General features: G+C 63.1%; 15 protein-coding genes. 9 read left to right on the top strand and 6 right to left on the bottom strand.

From position 1 onward, the window contains the following. The first annotated feature begins 198 nt into the window (after nt 1–198). The 4 genes from AB0H61_RS21895 to AB0H61_RS21880 all read left to right on the top strand — a co-directional run bounded on the left by AB0H61_RS21895 (nt 199) and on the right by AB0H61_RS21880 (nt 5,138). Nucleotides 199–477 (top strand): hypothetical protein, encoded by a 279-nt coding sequence (locus AB0H61_RS21895; protein ID WP_357307289.1) that lies wholly within the window; start codon nt 199–201, stop codon nt 475–477. A 186-nt stretch (nt 478–663) separates the two neighbouring features. Continuing rightward, nucleotides 664–1,629, top strand: a complete 966-nt coding sequence (locus AB0H61_RS21890) for an alpha/beta hydrolase family protein (RefSeq protein WP_357307287.1) — start codon at nt 664–666, stop codon at nt 1,627–1,629. Nucleotides 1,630–2,092: 463 nt separating this feature from the next. Next, the gene (locus AB0H61_RS21885; RefSeq protein WP_357307285.1) at nt 2,093–3,433 is read left to right on the top strand and encodes a HupE/UreJ family protein; all 1,341 of its coding nucleotides are present in this window, start codon (nt 2,093–2,095) and stop codon (nt 3,431–3,433) included. A 691-nt stretch (nt 3,434–4,124) separates the two neighbouring features. Continuing rightward, nucleotides 4,125–5,138 carry a BtrH N-terminal domain-containing protein gene (locus AB0H61_RS21880; protein WP_357307283.1) on the top strand — a complete coding sequence of 338 codons (1,014 nt, stop codon included), beginning with the start codon at nt 4,125–4,127 and terminating at the stop codon, nt 5,136–5,138. Nucleotides 5,139–5,179: 41 nt separating this feature from the next. Here AB0H61_RS21880 and AB0H61_RS21875 read toward each other — a convergent pair whose 3' ends face one another. Together AB0H61_RS21875 and AB0H61_RS21870 are read right to left on the bottom strand one after the other, a co-directional pair. Then, nucleotides 5,180–5,875, bottom strand: a complete 696-nt coding sequence (locus AB0H61_RS21875) for a hypothetical protein (RefSeq protein WP_357307281.1) — start codon at nt 5,873–5,875, stop codon at nt 5,180–5,182. Between the two features lie 70 nt (nt 5,876–5,945). Further along, nucleotides 5,946–6,272, bottom strand: a complete 327-nt coding sequence (locus AB0H61_RS21870) for a hypothetical protein (RefSeq protein ID WP_357307279.1) — start codon at nt 6,270–6,272, stop codon at nt 5,946–5,948. A gap of 450 nt (nt 6,273–6,722) precedes the next feature. Here AB0H61_RS21870 and AB0H61_RS21865 point away from each other — a divergent pair, with 450 nt between their 5' ends. Then, nucleotides 6,723–7,019, top strand: a complete 297-nt coding sequence (locus AB0H61_RS21865; protein ID WP_357307277.1) for a hypothetical protein — start codon at nt 6,723–6,725, stop codon at nt 7,017–7,019. Nucleotides 7,020–7,616: 597 nt separating this feature from the next. Then, on the top strand, nt 7,617–8,363 hold the full coding sequence (locus tag AB0H61_RS21860) for a hypothetical protein (RefSeq protein WP_357307276.1): 747 nt from the start codon (nt 7,617–7,619) through the stop codon (nt 8,361–8,363). A 58-nt stretch (nt 8,364–8,421) separates the two neighbouring features. On the opposite strand, the gene AB0H61_RS21855 is transcribed toward AB0H61_RS21860, so the two are convergent. Next, a complete protein-coding gene (locus tag AB0H61_RS21855) occupies nt 8,422–9,582 on the bottom strand; it encodes a hypothetical protein (protein WP_357307275.1) in 1,161 nt (386 codons plus the stop codon). Further along, the gene (locus tag AB0H61_RS21850; protein ID WP_357307273.1) at nt 9,582–10,508 is read right to left on the bottom strand and encodes a metal-dependent hydrolase; all 927 of its coding nucleotides are present in this window, start codon (nt 10,506–10,508) and stop codon (nt 9,582–9,584) included. The genes AB0H61_RS21855 and AB0H61_RS21850 overlap by 1 nt, the downstream gene beginning before the upstream one ends. 246 nt (nt 10,509–10,754) lie before the next feature. Here AB0H61_RS21850 and AB0H61_RS21845 point away from each other — a divergent pair, with 246 nt between their 5' ends. After that, a complete protein-coding gene (locus tag AB0H61_RS21845; RefSeq protein WP_357307271.1) occupies nt 10,755–11,384 on the top strand; it encodes a TetR/AcrR family transcriptional regulator in 630 nt (209 codons plus the stop codon). A 213-nt stretch (nt 11,385–11,597) separates the two neighbouring features. On the opposite strand, the gene AB0H61_RS21840 is transcribed toward AB0H61_RS21845, so the two are convergent. Beyond that, a complete protein-coding gene (locus AB0H61_RS21840) occupies nt 11,598–12,296 on the bottom strand; it encodes a hypothetical protein (protein ID WP_357307269.1) in 699 nt (232 codons plus the stop codon). A gap of 385 nt (nt 12,297–12,681) precedes the next feature. On the opposite strand from AB0H61_RS21840, the gene AB0H61_RS21835 reads away from it, so the two are divergent. Continuing rightward, nucleotides 12,682–13,830 carry a phage tail tip lysozyme gene (locus AB0H61_RS21835; protein ID WP_357307267.1) on the top strand — a complete coding sequence of 383 codons (1,149 nt, stop codon included), beginning with the start codon at nt 12,682–12,684 and terminating at the stop codon, nt 13,828–13,830. Here the strand turns inward: AB0H61_RS21835 and AB0H61_RS21830 are convergent. Continuing rightward, nucleotides 13,716–14,357 (bottom strand): BTAD domain-containing putative transcriptional regulator, encoded by a 642-nt coding sequence (locus AB0H61_RS21830; RefSeq protein ID WP_357307265.1) that lies wholly within the window; start codon nt 14,355–14,357, stop codon nt 13,716–13,718. The genes AB0H61_RS21835 and AB0H61_RS21830 overlap by 115 nt on opposite strands. Nucleotides 14,358–14,426: 69 nt before the next feature. On the opposite strand from AB0H61_RS21830, the gene AB0H61_RS21825 reads away from it, so the two are divergent. Beyond that, nucleotides 14,427–14,924: a hypothetical protein gene (locus tag AB0H61_RS21825; RefSeq protein WP_357307263.1), complete on the top strand. Its 498-nt coding sequence runs from the start codon at nt 14,427–14,429 to the stop codon at nt 14,922–14,924. The last annotated feature ends 42 nt before the right edge of the window (nt 14,925–14,966 follow it).

Here is a 14,966-nt window from a genome sequence, read left to right as displayed (position 1 = left end):
CGAGCCATCGCCACCGGATACGACAAGACCGCGACCTCTTATCGAGGCATGCTCGACCTGGCCACCCTGCTCGTATGGCTTTGAGGACGGCCCCTAGTGCTCACGGGTTGTAGCGGCCCTTCGGATGTCGAGAAGATCTGGGAATGTGGCGGTATCCACTTCCCGAACGGCGTGAAAGTCGTCGCAGCCGAGAGTGCCATGGCTGGGCTCAGTGATCAGACTGTCGAGGTGGTTGCCGAGCTGCCACGCGCCGATCTGGACTCGTTCAAAGCGAAGTCGCATCTCGGCCGATTCCAGGCCGGAGTGCCGAGCGATTGGAAGAGCCAGTACTGGCAGGGCAGTGGCGTAGCGGATTGGCTGCAGGACGATGCCGGGAACGAGCATTACTCCGAATGGGATGGCAAAACCGGGCGACAGGTGGTCATGCACGACCTCGGAGGCGACAAGAGCATGGTGTTCTCCCGCGGATTGTGCTGACAAGTAACGACGCCCAAGGGTTGCGATCAAGTTGAGGCCGTGGAGGGGGCGGACGCTGGTGATGGTGCTCGCCGGAACCACGGATGCCTGTACTCCCTCCGGTCGCGGCGTCGGTGCGCCGACAATCGGTGGTGACTTGGACTGGGCGACAGTGGTTTCGGTCTGCGGTAGATTGTCCGGGGAGAAATGGGAGGTACTCGGGTGATTCGTGGTTGGCTCGGGAAGGCCGTAACTGTCGTTGCGACAGCTGTGCTTGTGTCGACGATCGGTGCGGCGATGGCCACTGCCGCACCGGGTTTGCGCGCACCGGCAGGGGGTGTTCAGGAGCTCTCCGTGCCATCCAGCATGGGTCCGATCAAAGTCCAGGTGCAGTGGGCGGCGCGCGGCGGGAGTGCGGCCCTCTACGTACTCGACGGTCTCCGTGCGCCGGGCGACCACAACCAGTGGACGACCGATACCGACGCGCTGCGCCAGTTCGCGGGCGACAATGTCACGTTGGTGTTCCCGGTCGGCGGTCGCTCGAGTTTCTACACCGACTGGTACCGCCCGAGTAGTACCAACCATCAGGCAGCGACGTACAAATGGGAGACCTTCCTTACTCGGGAGCTGCCTGCGTTCCTGCAAGGGTTCGGCGTGTCGCGAACCAACAACGCGATCGTCGGGGCCTCCATGGGGGGCAACGCCGCGCTGACGCTGGCCGCCCACCATCGTGACCAATTCAAGTTTGCCGGATCCTTTTCGGGCTTTGTGCACCCGACGTTTCCGCTCTGGAACGAAGCGATGCGCGCCGCCATGTGGGACGAGGGCAACTTCAATGTGGACGACATGTGGGGTCCGGCCGGGAATTCCGCCTGGAAGCGCAACGATGCCACCGTGCAGGCCGAGCTGCTGCGCGGACTGCCGATGTACGTCTGGTGCGGTAATGGCCTGCCTGGTCCGCTCGACCTGCCGAACGGGGCCGGTAACACCGTGAACGCGATGGGTCTGGAGGCGATGGCACTGGCTGCCGCCGAGATGTTCCGTGATCGAGTGGCGGCGTTGGGAATTGCCGCCCGTATCGACATCGTCAACGGAACGCACACCTGGCCCTACTGGCAGCAAGCGCTGTCGATAGCGCGTCCGATGATCCTCGATGCGCTGGGCACGCGTTGACCCACCGCTCGTAGGCGATCTGGGGGCCTCGTCCGTTGTGAGCTGCTTCTCGGCCCGTCCGACGCCCACGGCCTTGATGTCTTTGATCTCCGCGGTCCGCTTAGTTCGATCTGTCTTCGCAGATCGGTGAAGTCTGGCAAGATGTCGGTCCGGTTCGAATAGGTTCCCGCCCTGTCCACTCGTAGGCCCTTCACCTGAATCCCAGGTGACCCAGGCTTCGTGGTGGTAGGGGCGGGCGTTCGTACTCGCGAATGCAGCTGCGGCGCAGGCAGATCCAGGCGCCAGTGAGCGTTCGACCAGCTAGCGGCGTGGCAGCACAACGAGGCCGGTCATATATCACCGGCCCCGCCGCCGGTCTGTCGCCAGGCTCTTTGGGCACGAGAGGCTATCCGCATGCGGGCCGTCGCGAAGATAGGTAGATCGACCGATTCAGGCCTACCCGTGGAGCGCGCATCATCGGCCCATGACACGAACGCTACGAAGAGTACTGGTCATGCTGGGTTGTGCAGTTATCGTATTGCTGTACAACCCGATTGCCGCACCAGCGCATCCGATGCCGGGCAGCAAGGTTCTGCTCGATGTGCGCGAGACGGCGATCAACGCAGAATTGTTGGTACCCGCAGCCAATCTCGCGGAGGCCAGCGGTATCGACATCAACTTGAAGCCGGACCTGTCGGCCGAGGACTCCGCCGGACTGACGAGCTATTTGCGCGACCATTTGCGGCCCGCCACGCCGGACGGCGTGCCGTGGACCGTCCAGATCAGCGACATGCGTCTGGACTACGCAGACCGGACGGCCACAGGTTCATACAAGGAACTCGTCGTCCATGCAGTGTTGACCCCGCCGCCGGGCGTCGACATGCGCCGATTCGTATTGGGCTACGACGCCGTCATCCACAAGGTTGTCACGCATATCGCCATTGTCGCGGTCCGCCAGGACTGGCAAGCCGGGCAAGTCGATGCCGATAATGACGGCAGACAGATCGGCGTCGTACGCATGGACGCCGAGTCCATGACCGTGCCACCCCTATCGGTGGATCTGAACGATGCCAGCGTGTGGCGGGGATTCGTCGGAATGGTGATACTCGGTGGCCATCACATTCTCGAGGGCACTGACCACCTCCTGTTTCTGTTTACCCTCCTACTACCAGCCGTGCTGATAGCCAAGGCCGGTCGTTGGCACCCGGACAACCGACCACGTCGCGCCGTTCGGCACATCCTGGCTGTCACAATCGCATTCACCGTGGGGCACTCCGCTGCGCTCGTGGTCAGCGCCCTGAGTCGGCTGGAGATCCCTGCGCGCCCGGTCGAAACACTCATCGCCGCGACGATCCTGGTGGGCGGCGCACACGCCATCCGGCCACTGTTCCCGGGCCGAGAAGCCGTCGTCGCCGGGACATTCGGGCTTATCCACGGTATGGCGTTCTCGTTCACCCTGGCCGAACTGGAGTTGTCCACCAGCCAACTGGCGCTCAGTCTGCTCGGGTTCAATCTGGGCATCGAGGCCGTTCAGTTGCTGCTGGTCGCGCTCGCCCTGCCGCCACTACTGGCACTGGCCACCACCCGAGCTGAGCCGGTCCTTCGCGTCGGCGGCTCACTCCTGGTAATCATCGCCGCCCTCGGCTGGGCGTTCGATCGACTCGGTTTCGCCAACCCGATCGCCCATGCCGCGGACCAGGCCGGCACCATGATTCTTCCGATCATCATTACCGCGGCCGTTGTCGCCATTGTGGTACTGTCCGCCCAGGTGCTGAGACGGCGGTCACCGGTGACGTCGACCGGAACTGCTGGGGTCGCCGGGTAAGAGCCTGTGAACGACTGCTCATTTCCGTGGTTGGGTGCAGGCGAGTCGGCCTCGAGCAATGGGAACTGCACTCGATCCAGCAGTATCAGCGCGTCGTCGTCGGACTGCGAAGCCTCCCGGCGAGCACAGAAACTCCAGGAGCTCGGCAATGACCAACGCACTGCCTATCCGCCTGACACACGAGGAAATTCACTCCGACCCGTGGAACGCTGGCTCAGATCGCGCGAATGGCATCTCGGGAACTTCTTTCTCCGGGGATGAACCGAGATGCCATCGCACTATTCACCACAGACGGGCTGCAACAGGCAGCGAGGCGATGCCCCACAGGCGGTCGCCGCGTTCGGTGAACGCTCGTGGTGTCCTCGGGGTGTTTTCGAGGTGGCTCTACGGTGCGAATCTCGGCGCGGTTTCCGGCTGAATGCCAGCGCACCATCGAAATCGGACAAGCTGACGCATGTTTGGCGCGGTCCCGACACAGTGAGGAGCCGATCGACTTCGGGCCAGCGGGTACAGCGTTGGACTCTGCCCCTACGGGAGAGTCCAACATGATGACGGGGCTCTCTTCGCCGCATCTACAAGCGTGGACTGCGCTCGTGAGCGCCGTACGTGAGTTCTATGTCGTCGGGCCGGCAGCGGCACCGCGAGAAGAGCTGATGACCCGGCTGATCATCCCCGTCCAGGAAAGCATGGCATGACCACGGTAATAGACATTGAAACCCGCGATACGCAGCACTGCGAGACTACGGCTCTGGGAGTGCTGTTGCGGCAGCAGGGACTCGATCTGTCCGAGCCCATGCTCTTCGGCCTCGGCTCCGGTCTGTCCTTCGTCTACTGGGACAGCAAAACTATGGGGTTCCCCTTCCTCGGGGGACGGGTCAAACCTCTCGATCTCACCAGAAACCTGACCACCAGAGTCGGGCTGGAGCTGCTGGTGCAGGAGACCACCTCCCCCCGCAGGGCTTGGGAGAACGTGGTTGCCCCCATCGACGCCGGCCACCCCGTCGGATTGCAGCTCGACAGCTACTACCTGGACTACTTCACGTCGAAGGTGCACTTCGGCGGTCATATCGTCGCCATGTACGGGTACGACGACCACAACGCCTATCTGGTCGACACCGACCAGCAAGGCGGAATGGTATCCACCGGCCTGACCAGCCTCGCCCAGGCCAGGGCTGCGCGCGGCCCGATGACCGCCAAGCATCGATCCTTCACCCTCGCCACTCCCAGGAACCCGCTCTCCCCGCGGAGTCAGATCATTCCCGCGATCACCGCCTGCGCCGACGCCTTCCTCAACCCGCCCATCGCCAACCTTGGCCACCGAGGCATCGAGAAGGCTGGCAAGCTGGTGCGAACATGGTTCCAGCGGACCGACAACCCACAGCGGGACCTGCTGCAGGCTGCCCTCTTGATGGAGAAGGCCGGCACCGGCGGCGCCCTGTTTCGCAACTTCTACCGCGACTTCCTCGCCGAGTGCACCCAACTGATCGACAGCGGCCACCTGCGCACCGGCCATAGGCTGTACACCGAGGCAGCCACCCTATGGACGGAAGTCGCCGCATTGATCACGACAGCCGGTGAATCAGGCAATGCGCAGTGCCTCGTACAGGCAGGCACCATTCTCGGTGATCTCTCACGCATAGAGCGCGAGGCCATGCAGGCGCTGAGCTGCCTGGGAAGCAAAACCCCGAACACGATCCAGCCCTGACGCTCGGTGCGTCTCGGCACCTTTGCCATAGGACCGGGCAATCAATCGACTCTCATCTCCGATCCATAACCACCGTGCTGGAATCGGTCCAAGCCGGCTTGGGTACCGAGTTCCGGTCGGAGTTCGGGATTGCGGACATAGAACCGGAGTAGGTGGTAGACCCTGGTGGGGTCGGTGGCCAGGAACGGGTGGGGGATGTCGATGATTCGGGAGCCGGTTTCGGATCCGCGGGGGACGATATCGATGACGTTGGTTCGGGTGGACCGCACCTTGTCGCAACGGGATTCGATCGCCGAGATATCGTCCCAGGCAATGCCTACTGACGATTTTCCGTACCTGATCGTCACGTGACCACGAGTCAATTCGATACCGGCGGTGGAACGACTTCTGGCCAGAACCGAATATCGCCGAACTGGTAGTACCAACGCACTGCCATCGGCGGTAGTCCGAATCTCGGCGGCTACCGGCGCTTTTCGTGGAACCTGCGACCATGCCGCTAGCAGGAATCCGGTGCCCAGGAGACCAGGGAGGGCAAGGAGGGCAAGGAGGGCAAGGAACAGAATCCCCTCCGACACCGACTCTTCTCCGGTCAGAACAGCCCAGATCACGCCGGGCACGGCCTGCAGAAAGAGCAATCCCATCGCGAACGGAAATACCGCATATCGGTACAACCCGAACGCCTTTCGCTGCCACCCCGCAGGTAGCGGCAAGTCGGACGTGCTCAGATAGGCACCCACGAAGAATCCTTTCTCACTCACCGCAACTGACAGCCGAAGCGATGTTTTCGAACAACCCGGCACACGGGCATCAATTTTTATCGTCTGAGGCTGTCGCGAAACCTTTTACAACTGGTTCCAGATAGGTGTTGACGTCCTTGAACGCCGCCTTCATATTAGACAGTGCCTTCGTCAAAGTGGCGCTCGCCTGTGCAACATCGGTCATAACCTTCGGGGCAACGTACGGTGTTGCAGCCCCACCGGACGCCACTCGTCCACCCGCGCTGGACGCAGACGCCGACACCGCGGCCATCCGACCTTGCAGTTCTCCGTACCGCCGGGCCTTCTGCTCCAAATCTGTCGCGTACTGCGCCAAATCCTCTGCGGCACGGCTTGGATCAAAGCCGACCATCGACACCTCCCACTCCCAAGCAGCTGCCAGTCCGATCCAACCCTGTCAACGAAACCCTCACCGCGCAAATCACAGAGCGATCCTTCGGTTTCGCCTTCCGGTTTAGACGCGCCGCAGATCCGTTCGGTTCCATCGAATTTCTACGACGCCCAACAAAGTTCCGGGAACTCCCCAGATGCGCTCACTCACCGAGGTCGAACAGACTTCTCCGATTCCATGCTGCGGCAGCGACTCTCATGGTCCTGCTCGCCGCAGGGGGCAGGGCCTCCGCCACCACTCGGCAGCCGCTCCCCGGCGATGTGCTCGGCCAGGTAGGACCGTGTCATGATTACCCGATGAGTTCGGGGGGAGGTCATCGGGATGGCGAGATTGCCCAATTTTCTGCCGAAGTATCATGGGGACGAAGGTGATACGCGGTATCCGTCGCCACGCAAGTTGCGGTCGCTGGGTGCCACGTTGATCGACTTCGTCCTGCAGTTCGGCTCGATCGTTGCGATGGGGTTGCTGCTGGCGGTGGAAATCCCGAGAACGTACAGCTATTCGGTGCTGCTGATACCAGTCGTCATCCTCGGCGGGAACAGGATTCTGTTGCCGAAGTGGGTGCATGCGAGTGTCGGGGAGTTGATCTTCGGGCTGGTGGAGATTCGCGGTAGCGACGGTGCGTGGCCCGGTTGGCGCGATCTGTGGCGGGGACATGGGCATGGTCGCGATGGCTTGCCCAACCTCGTGGATGTCCGCCGCTGCGATGTCTGAGTGCTGGTCAGGTCTATGGCCTGCTCACCCTCGCCGTACCCAGGATGCAGCGCACGTGCACGGCAGTTTGTCCAATGCTGGGTTGAGGTCAGCGACACATAGCTGTCCGCAGGGCTCAGCTGCTGGTTGCGGAGTACCCAGTTCAGTCGCTCGGCATCGAGGCGCGCGGGCCGGATCATCCCGGATCCGCGCCGCAACTACTGAGGTCCCGGCAGGACCCGAACACGGTATAGCCAGCCGCTACGCTGCAGGATGAATCTGCTGAACGCGATCGAAGGGGGAAGTATGCTGCTGGGATACAGGAGCTTTCGGAGTTCAGCGGTTTGCGCCGTACTCCTGACTCTCCTCTGCGCCTGTGCGAGTGGCACATCCGATCCGACGGCCGTCGGCGCGGCAGCTACCGACACCCCGGCCTTCGAATCGGCGCCGGAGATCGGCCGCGGCGTGCCGCCGACGACACCGAGCAGCACCTACCGCAGCCGGGTTCAGCCGCAAGGATCCCAGGCCAGGCTCGATGCGTTCGACGAACTGCGCGCGATCGATCCGTGCGATCTGTTCGATACCGCGGCCGTAGCCGAGGTCGGATCCGCGCGCGTCATGCCGGCCCAAGACATGGGTCGCTGCGTCGCATCCTTCGACGACTTCTTGGCCGAGACCAGGACCTCCGCAATCTTTGTGGACATCACCGTCGGCACACCGACAGATCGTGTACCGGACGGAGCACGGACGTTCGATGTAGCCGGGCACGAAGCGATCCAGACCGTCGACAGCGGCGGGTGCGCGATCACAGTGCCGATCAAGCAGATCGATGACGGCCTGAAAGCGTTTCTCACCTTCTCCGAGATGGTCGGCAACGGCGGCCGCGCCAATTGTCCTGCGGTGGAGAAGATCGCTCGGTCTTCGGTGCACGTATTCGAGAGCAACCTCTCCCGGCGCTCGGCCGCGACACTCGACCCGTGCGCCGGTCTCGCCGGTGTCGGCGAAGGACACACGCCCTACCTGGACGCCAAAACCTCTCTGTACGAGTGCGTCTTCACTCTCGACGATCCAAAGCGCTACTCCGCGAGCCAGGAAGTCGAACTCCTCTACGAATCCAGGCGCCGAGCCACCGACGCGTCGTATCCACTCAGCGACGGCCGGCGAAGAGTCCGCGTCGATGGAGTCCCCGCCATCGAGAACACCAGCGGAGGCTGGTGCCGGATCACGGCTTTTGTCGGCCTGCTGCTCCCCACTCCCAAGCGAGAGGCTCCCTACGACCTGATGGCCGTGGAAGTCCAAAGCACCTCATGCGACCTCGCAATACCCACGGCTGAATCGGCCATCGCGATCTTCCGGACAAACTGACAACCTCTGCTGCTGCGCCAAGGCAACGAAGTGTTTTGTTCGGCTGTCGGAAGCTCGGTCAGTGCGCTGCCTGTGTGGCCGGCTCTTCGCTGACGGACGGGTCGTCGGTCTTCGTGCTGCGGTTCGGCACCGTGAATGTGGCGACCACGCAGAGGGTTGCGAGGGCGAAGCACATGAGGGTGTACCAGAGGTTGCCGATGGGGTCGCCATTCTTTGTCGAACCGTCGGCGGCGGAGAGGAAGTCGGGTAGGGCGGTTGCCCAGAGCAATGCCATGACAGACAGGTAGGCGATGCTGTAGAAGCGGATGAAGTTGTTCGTGTAGACGGTTGTTCCCGAATGGTTTTGGCGCAGGCGCCGCCATTGGCGTATCAGTATCGTGGCGGCGGCGAGGCTGACTATTACTAGTTCGGCGGCGTAGAGGAAGCCTCGTACGGTGGAGTTACCGACGCCGAATACCGTTGCGGGGATCGGTAATACGGCCGTACCGATGGATCCTAGTATGCCGATGACGAGGGTGCGCCAGAACAATTGCGGGCCGGTGAAGGTTCGGCCTCGGTCGATGTGGCGGCCGACGAATAGTTGGGTGCAGAAGGCCAGGGACATGGGCCACAGGGCCGCGAATACCACCACGCTGGGGAGGGGGACCGAGTCGAACATCGGTTGGTTGAGCGGATTTTCGGTCGACCACTCCCACCACCGCAGCTGCGGTCCGAGCTGGTCGAAGATTTCGTAGAAGGCGTGGTGGACGAAGCCCACGCAGGCCGCGCCGACGAGGACGCCGTACTGGCGGAAAACCCCGAGCATTCTGACGATTTCGAAGGCCAGGGTGGCCATGAAGGGGTAGATCGCGACAATGTAGAGCGGGAGCCGGCCCCAGAGGAAATCCACGGTGAAGACATTGTGCGCGAACATGGTGTCGACGTGTTCGTCGATGCCGAAGGCCGCGGGGAAGTACAGGGGCGGTTCGATGATGAACAGGTACGCGGTCGCGCCGAACCAGACCACCAGATTGGTCGGATCGCCATGGCGACGCGAGCGCATGATCGCGTAGATCAGCGCGAGCACCGCGCCCAGGATGATAGTGAACTCGAGGACCGGTAGCGTCCAGTTCTCCAGTGCAAAGGGATTTCTCAGCTCGACGAGCCCACCGGCCTCCTCACACGAGAAGCCGAGCTCGGTCGCGAGTTGTTGGAATGTAGGTGCGCAGAGATCGGTCATTACTGCTCCCGCGAGGTGGCGGTGTACCAGTGCGAGACGTCGTATCCGGCCTCGTAGCGTCGGAACCATACGTCGGCCAATGCGGGCAGCTTCTCGTGATCCGGATTGTGCTTCGGCAACTGACTGCGAATGATGCCCGCCAACGCGATGAGCTGCTCACCGAGCGGCAGATGGTCGAAGGCGCGCGGCATCGGGCCGTTGTCCTGCGCCTTCAGCAGCGGCAACCACTTGCGTAGCTGTTGTATCCGCCGGTATGTGGCGAACATCGACATCGCATCGACCTTCCGATCCTCCAGCGGGACATGGTTGTTGAAGCCCGCGCAGGCCACCCGCAGGACTCTCATGACGTGCCGGAAGATCGATGGGGCCATGCGCATGCGGTAGATATCGCTGCCGACAACGGAATCGAAGATGATGAGCGCGGAACTTCGATGTTCGACTTCTTCGACGAAGTGCCAGATGAACAGTGATGCGACACGGTCGTCTCCCGGCTGGAACAGGGTCGCGTCATTGTCGAGCATCAGTTTGAACACCGGGGTGAAGGTCGCCTCCAGATCGGCGGTGTAAGCGAGCCGGTATTCGAGGGGCGTGTTCACGGTGAGGCGGTCGAATTCCGCGATCACCGCGTTCAGCGTCTCTTGCAGCCGTGGGTACTGCCTGATCAGGCCATTGACATGCTGCCGGTGGGCGGTGGAGTGCTGTCCCTCCTGCCGCACGAACGCGTCGGCCTCCTCCGCGATCGCGGGATCGGTGATCCGCGGCATGGCCTCGCGAATCATATTGACGATCATCTTCTCGAAGCCGATCGCCAGCAAGGACACCGCATTGGCCATGGACGAGAAGGCCGGATTCTTTTCGTTCCACAGGAAGGGCACGTCGTAGTCCTCGAATGCGAATCGCATCTTTCGGACATGCAGGTCGGTCATGGGGCTATGCCTTGTCTTTCGGAAGCTGTCTGGCCCGCTCGGCTGTGGCGAGGCCATGATTCAGTCACCATACACAAGAACGTCGACGTGTATGATAACAATTGCTAATGCCGCACTGACCTGCGCCGATGGCGGTCAGGCGGTGGGCCTGTGATACCGTCGAGCGCCTGATCCGGACAGTGGATGGGTACGGCGTGCGGACGGTTTCACACCCGATGGACATGGTTCGAGCCGAGGAAACGAGCGGTGGCACGAAGGCGCGGATGGGGCGGAAGTCCGCCGAACAGCGACGACGAAGCGTCGCGTCGAATTGTCGCCGCCGCGGTCGAACTGATCGGGCGAACGGGTTCCGAAATCAGTATCGGCGACGTCGCGGAGGCCCTCGGCGTCATTCGCCAGACGGTGTACCGATACTTCCCCAGCGCGGATGCTCTGATGCGGGCCGCGGCCATCGCGTCGGTCGACGGCTTCCTGGATAGGTTGGCGCAGCAGGTAAGTGGTATCGAAGACCCCATCGAGGCAATGACCGAAGGAGTGGTCTTCACGCTGTCCGAGGTACCTCGAACGCCCCACCTGGGCATTCTGCTCTCGGGCACATATTCGAACGCGCATCCCGACAGCCTCACCTCCGAAGAAGCCCAAGCCTTCGGAATGACAATGATCAAACGCTTCGATGTCGATTGGGAGAGTTACGGATACGACGACGAATCGCTGTACGAGCTCGTCGAATACCTCCTACGGACAATGCAGTCGTTCTTCGTCTCTCCTGGCAATCCGCCACGGAGCCAAGACGATCTGCGGCGATATCTACGGCGGTGGATGGGCTCTGCGATCATTGCCCAAGCGCAGACATCCACGAGTGTTCAGCGTCCATAACGATTTTCGATTCACAGCAGCTCCACCGGCTCGGTTCCAGGGCATACTCGGAGCTCGGGGGGCTGGTCGAGTGTGTGTGGGCAGCATGGGTGATCGCGTTCGGGGAGCACCGCTGCCGCATGCCGAACCGTTTCTCGTGGAGGCGGCACCTGGCACTGCCCATCGTGGCCGGGATAGGTCGTCGCCCGCTACCTTCCACCGGGTCGATCGAGATTACCGACCGTCGGCGCGAGCTATTTGGAAACAGTCTGCGATGCAGGCGATCTCGCCGCGTAGGTGGGCGAGGATCTGTATGACCGAGGCGCCGGAATTGGCGTACTCCCAGGCGTTTGTCAATGCGAAGGCGACACCGCTGGATCGGTCCGGGGAGCCGGGCCAGGTCTTGAAGGTTCGGTCGATGGTTTCGACGACCGACCGATAGCGGGCGAGTGTGTCGTGGGGTGCCACGGATTGCATCAGGCCCACGAGCGCGGTGAGGTAGCCGCTGTAGAACTCCGACGGGCAGGTGGGGTCGTAGCGGCTCTGCATCATGGTGCTGTCGTAGAGGGCATAGCCCTGGATGCCGTGGATTTCCTGGTCGGTGCACCAATGGTCCACCGTCACACCGAAGACCGGGTCCGGGGCGTCCACACGGGGGCTGGGTTCCGCCGGTGTGGTGGGTGGTGGCCCCTCGTCGCGGCCGCGTCGGTCTTGTACGGTCCAATCGGTGCCGGACTGGCGACGCACTTCCCGTTGGATGTCGAGTTCGATGCCCGGGGTGCTCGCGCCGGCCACATTCAGATAGCCGGTGGCCAGGTTGGTGATGTCCTGTTCGGACATACATGAGCCCAGTGCTGACGCACGTGCCCGCTGCACCGCTTCGCGGATGTCCTCCTCGACGCGGGGATCCCGCGGGTCCGGATACGCCGACATGCCGACCCTCCTCGATTGGATGGGACACGCAAACTCACCGACATAAGAGTATCCCCGATAGGTCACGCCTCGAAGGTGCCGCTCTCGACCGATCCATGAATCCGAACGCCGCCGGGTGACACAAGGGGCTGCGATCGGCCGCCCGGCACCCTGTCGACGACTCGGCTGCCGATAAGGCCCAGGGCGCACCTGCCAACTGCCTCGGCGAGGGCGTATCGACTCGGGATCATGTTCATGGGGGGCGTGGGTCTTTCACATTTCCCAGTGCGGGGGATGGTCGATACTCGAACAGGGCAGTTATGGAAGGCGGCCACACGGCGGCCGCCCGACAGTCTGTGGTGAGCAGTGGGTGCGCAGGCGGTACCCGAGGAGAAGCGGAGCCCCGATGGCCGGTGAGCGTTACAAGGTGATGCCCCTGAAGCATCCCGATGGATCGTCGCCGGTGCTGCGGAACTTCATTGATTGGGGTGGGAGGGCGATCGAGGCCTCGCTTTTCGTGCTCGGCTCGGGGAAGACCACCGTTCCCGATTTCTCGAAGCGCTTGGAAGGCGACGGCAAGGTCGTCGAACTCGACGACAAGTCCGGCGGCGTGATGGTCAAGGACTATGGCAAGTTGGCGAAGACGGTCAGCGACGCCAAGGAAGCGATACAGGTCACCGATGGCGGTGTGGACACCTCCACCTTTGCGACATCGGGAATCGCTGCGAGCGCGTTCTCCGACATCCAGGGTTATGTCACCGAACTCAGGAACGCGTTGAATGATGCACCTGCTCCGGTTCGGGATCCGGTGACAAAGGAGAATCCGAATCCTCCGTACCGTCTGACGGCGAGTGCCGAGGCCAGCCTCATGTCGTCCGTGGGCAAGGCTGTCGACAAGACCCATGACAAGGTAGTCGAAGCCCAGGGGAAGATCTGGCAACAGGCCGAGGGGATCGGCGGTTCCACTGCCACCCACAGAAGGAACGCTCCCTCCCCTGCCGGAAACAGCTATCCGCCACCCGGTGGCTTCGGCGGCGGCTCCGGCGCGGGTAGTCCGGTCTCGTACAACGGATCCGCGGGGAATGCCAAGCCGATATCCAGCGGCCAGCGGGCGACAGCAGAAGATATCTATCGGTACCTCCGGGATCAATACGGCCTGACGCACAATGAAGCGACCGCCATCCTCGGTAATATGCAGACCGAATCCAGCTTCGATACCGGCGCATACAACTCGGCTGAGGGTGCCATAGGTCTGATCCAGTGGGAAGGTGGCCGGGACGACGCGCTGCGGGCTTTCGCGGGTAACCGAGTGGGCGAATGGAAGGTGCAGGTCGATTTCATGATGAAAGAACTGCACGGCAGCGAATCGTCCGCATTCGCGAAATTCAGAAGTAGGGCCGCGATATCGCCTGCCGCAGGCGCGGCGGCCTTCGACCAATACTACGAACGAAGTGCCGGTACCAGTCGGCAAGAGCGTATGGACAATGCGACAGCCTTCGCGGCGTCCATTCCGAATACCACGAGTCCCACGAGAGACGTCTCCGTCAGCGTGTAGTGCCGTGCCTCCCGAGTGCCAGTAGTTCCCAACGGCGTTCGCGGTACGGGGGTGGCGACGGCGGCGGCGGTGAGTGCCGCGATGGCGCGGGTGATGTCGGCGGCGATGCGCGCCGCTTGGAGTTCTTCGATGGCGACATCGTGGAATTCGGCGAGGCTGGCTCGGATACCGGCGAGTTCCGGTGCGGGGGAGAGGTCTTGCCAGGGTTCACCGCGCCACAGTGCGACGGCCGATTCGAGGTCGGCGACCGCGGCGGCCGGTTCGCCGTCGGTGAGGTGACGCAGTCCGTGGGCGACCCGGGTCGGTAGTTCCCAACGGTCGGTGAGTGATCCGGGGATGGTCAAGACGTATCCGGTTCGGTCGCGCACGAGGTAACGCGGTCCGATGTCGGGCCCCAATCCGGCGCGCAGCCGCCAGATGATCGCGCGTAGGGCTTGGATGACATTTCCGGGTCTCGCGTCACCCCACACCTGCTCGATCAGGTCCTCAGGGGCACTGCCGCCCGCCGCCAGCACCCTGCGTGTCAATCGACCGGCCAGATCGACTGGAACGCCGTCGATTTCGATTGCGATCGGGCCGAGGACGCTCCTTCGCCGATGCGACTGCCCGCCGCCATGCTCACCGTCGTCGACGAGTACAGCCGAGCGGTCCTCGCCGGCGACACCACCGCCGACGCCGTGTACGCCGCGGCGCTCAACGGCCCGGTCGGCTCCTGGCCCCTCGATCGCGCCCGCCTACAGCTCCATCACGGCCGTCGCCTGCGTCGCATGTCCGAGGCCGGTGGACCACTGCGCGCGGCCCACGACAGCTTCGACGCGCTGGGCGCCGACCCCTGGGCCGAAGCCGCCCGCAACGAACTGCGTGCCGCAGGCGAAACCAGCACCCGGCGCACCCCCACCGCCCGCGACCAACTCACCTCCCAAGAACTGCATTCGCGACCCTCGCCGCCGAAGGCCTCAGCAATCGCCAGATCGCCGAAAAGCTCTATCTGTCACATCGCACCGTCGGCGCACCTGTACCGGATCTATCCTCGCCCCGGCATCACCAGCCGGGTCGAGATCGCCGCAGCGCTCGAGGGGATCAGCGCGGCCTGACCAGGGCGGGGCGGCGGCGGGTGTAGCGAGTTCGGGGGTGGG

The organism is Nocardia sp. NPDC050710, assembly GCF_040654375.1.
In the GTDB taxonomy this organism is placed as follows: domain Bacteria; phylum Actinomycetota; class Actinomycetes; order Mycobacteriales; family Mycobacteriaceae; genus Nocardia.
This window is presented reverse-complemented; position numbering and strand designations above follow the sequence as displayed.

Excerpts from the sequence above, each read along its gene's own strand:
- AB0H61_RS21855 (WP_357307275.1), bottom strand. The coding sequence starts at position 9,582 with ATGACCGATCTCTGCGCACCTACATTCCAACAACTCGCGACCGAGCTC.
- AB0H61_RS21860 (WP_357307276.1), top strand. The coding sequence starts at position 7,617 with ATGCCGGCCCAAGACATGGGTCGCTGCGTCGCATCCTTCGACGACTTC.
- AB0H61_RS21890 (WP_357307287.1), top strand. The coding sequence starts at position 664 with ATGGGAGGTACTCGGGTGATTCGTGGTTGGCTCGGGAAGGCCGTAACT.
- AB0H61_RS21835 (WP_357307267.1), top strand. The coding sequence starts at position 12,682 with ATGGCCGGTGAGCGTTACAAGGTGATGCCCCTGAAGCATCCCGATGGA.
- AB0H61_RS21825 (WP_357307263.1), top strand. The coding sequence starts at position 14,427 with ATGCGACTGCCCGCCGCCATGCTCACCGTCGTCGACGAGTACAGCCGA.
- AB0H61_RS21840 (WP_357307269.1), bottom strand. The coding sequence starts at position 12,296 with ATGTCGGCGTATCCGGACCCGCGGGATCCCCGCGTCGAGGAGGACATC.
- AB0H61_RS21895 (WP_357307289.1), top strand. The coding sequence starts at position 199 with ATGGCTGGGCTCAGTGATCAGACTGTCGAGGTGGTTGCCGAGCTGCCA.
- AB0H61_RS21880 (WP_357307283.1), top strand. The coding sequence starts at position 4,125 with ATGACCACGGTAATAGACATTGAAACCCGCGATACGCAGCACTGCGAG.
- AB0H61_RS21885 (WP_357307285.1), top strand. The coding sequence starts at position 2,093 with ATGACACGAACGCTACGAAGAGTACTGGTCATGCTGGGTTGTGCAGTT.
- AB0H61_RS21850 (WP_357307273.1), bottom strand. The coding sequence starts at position 10,508 with ATGACCGACCTGCATGTCCGAAAGATGCGATTCGCATTCGAGGACTAC.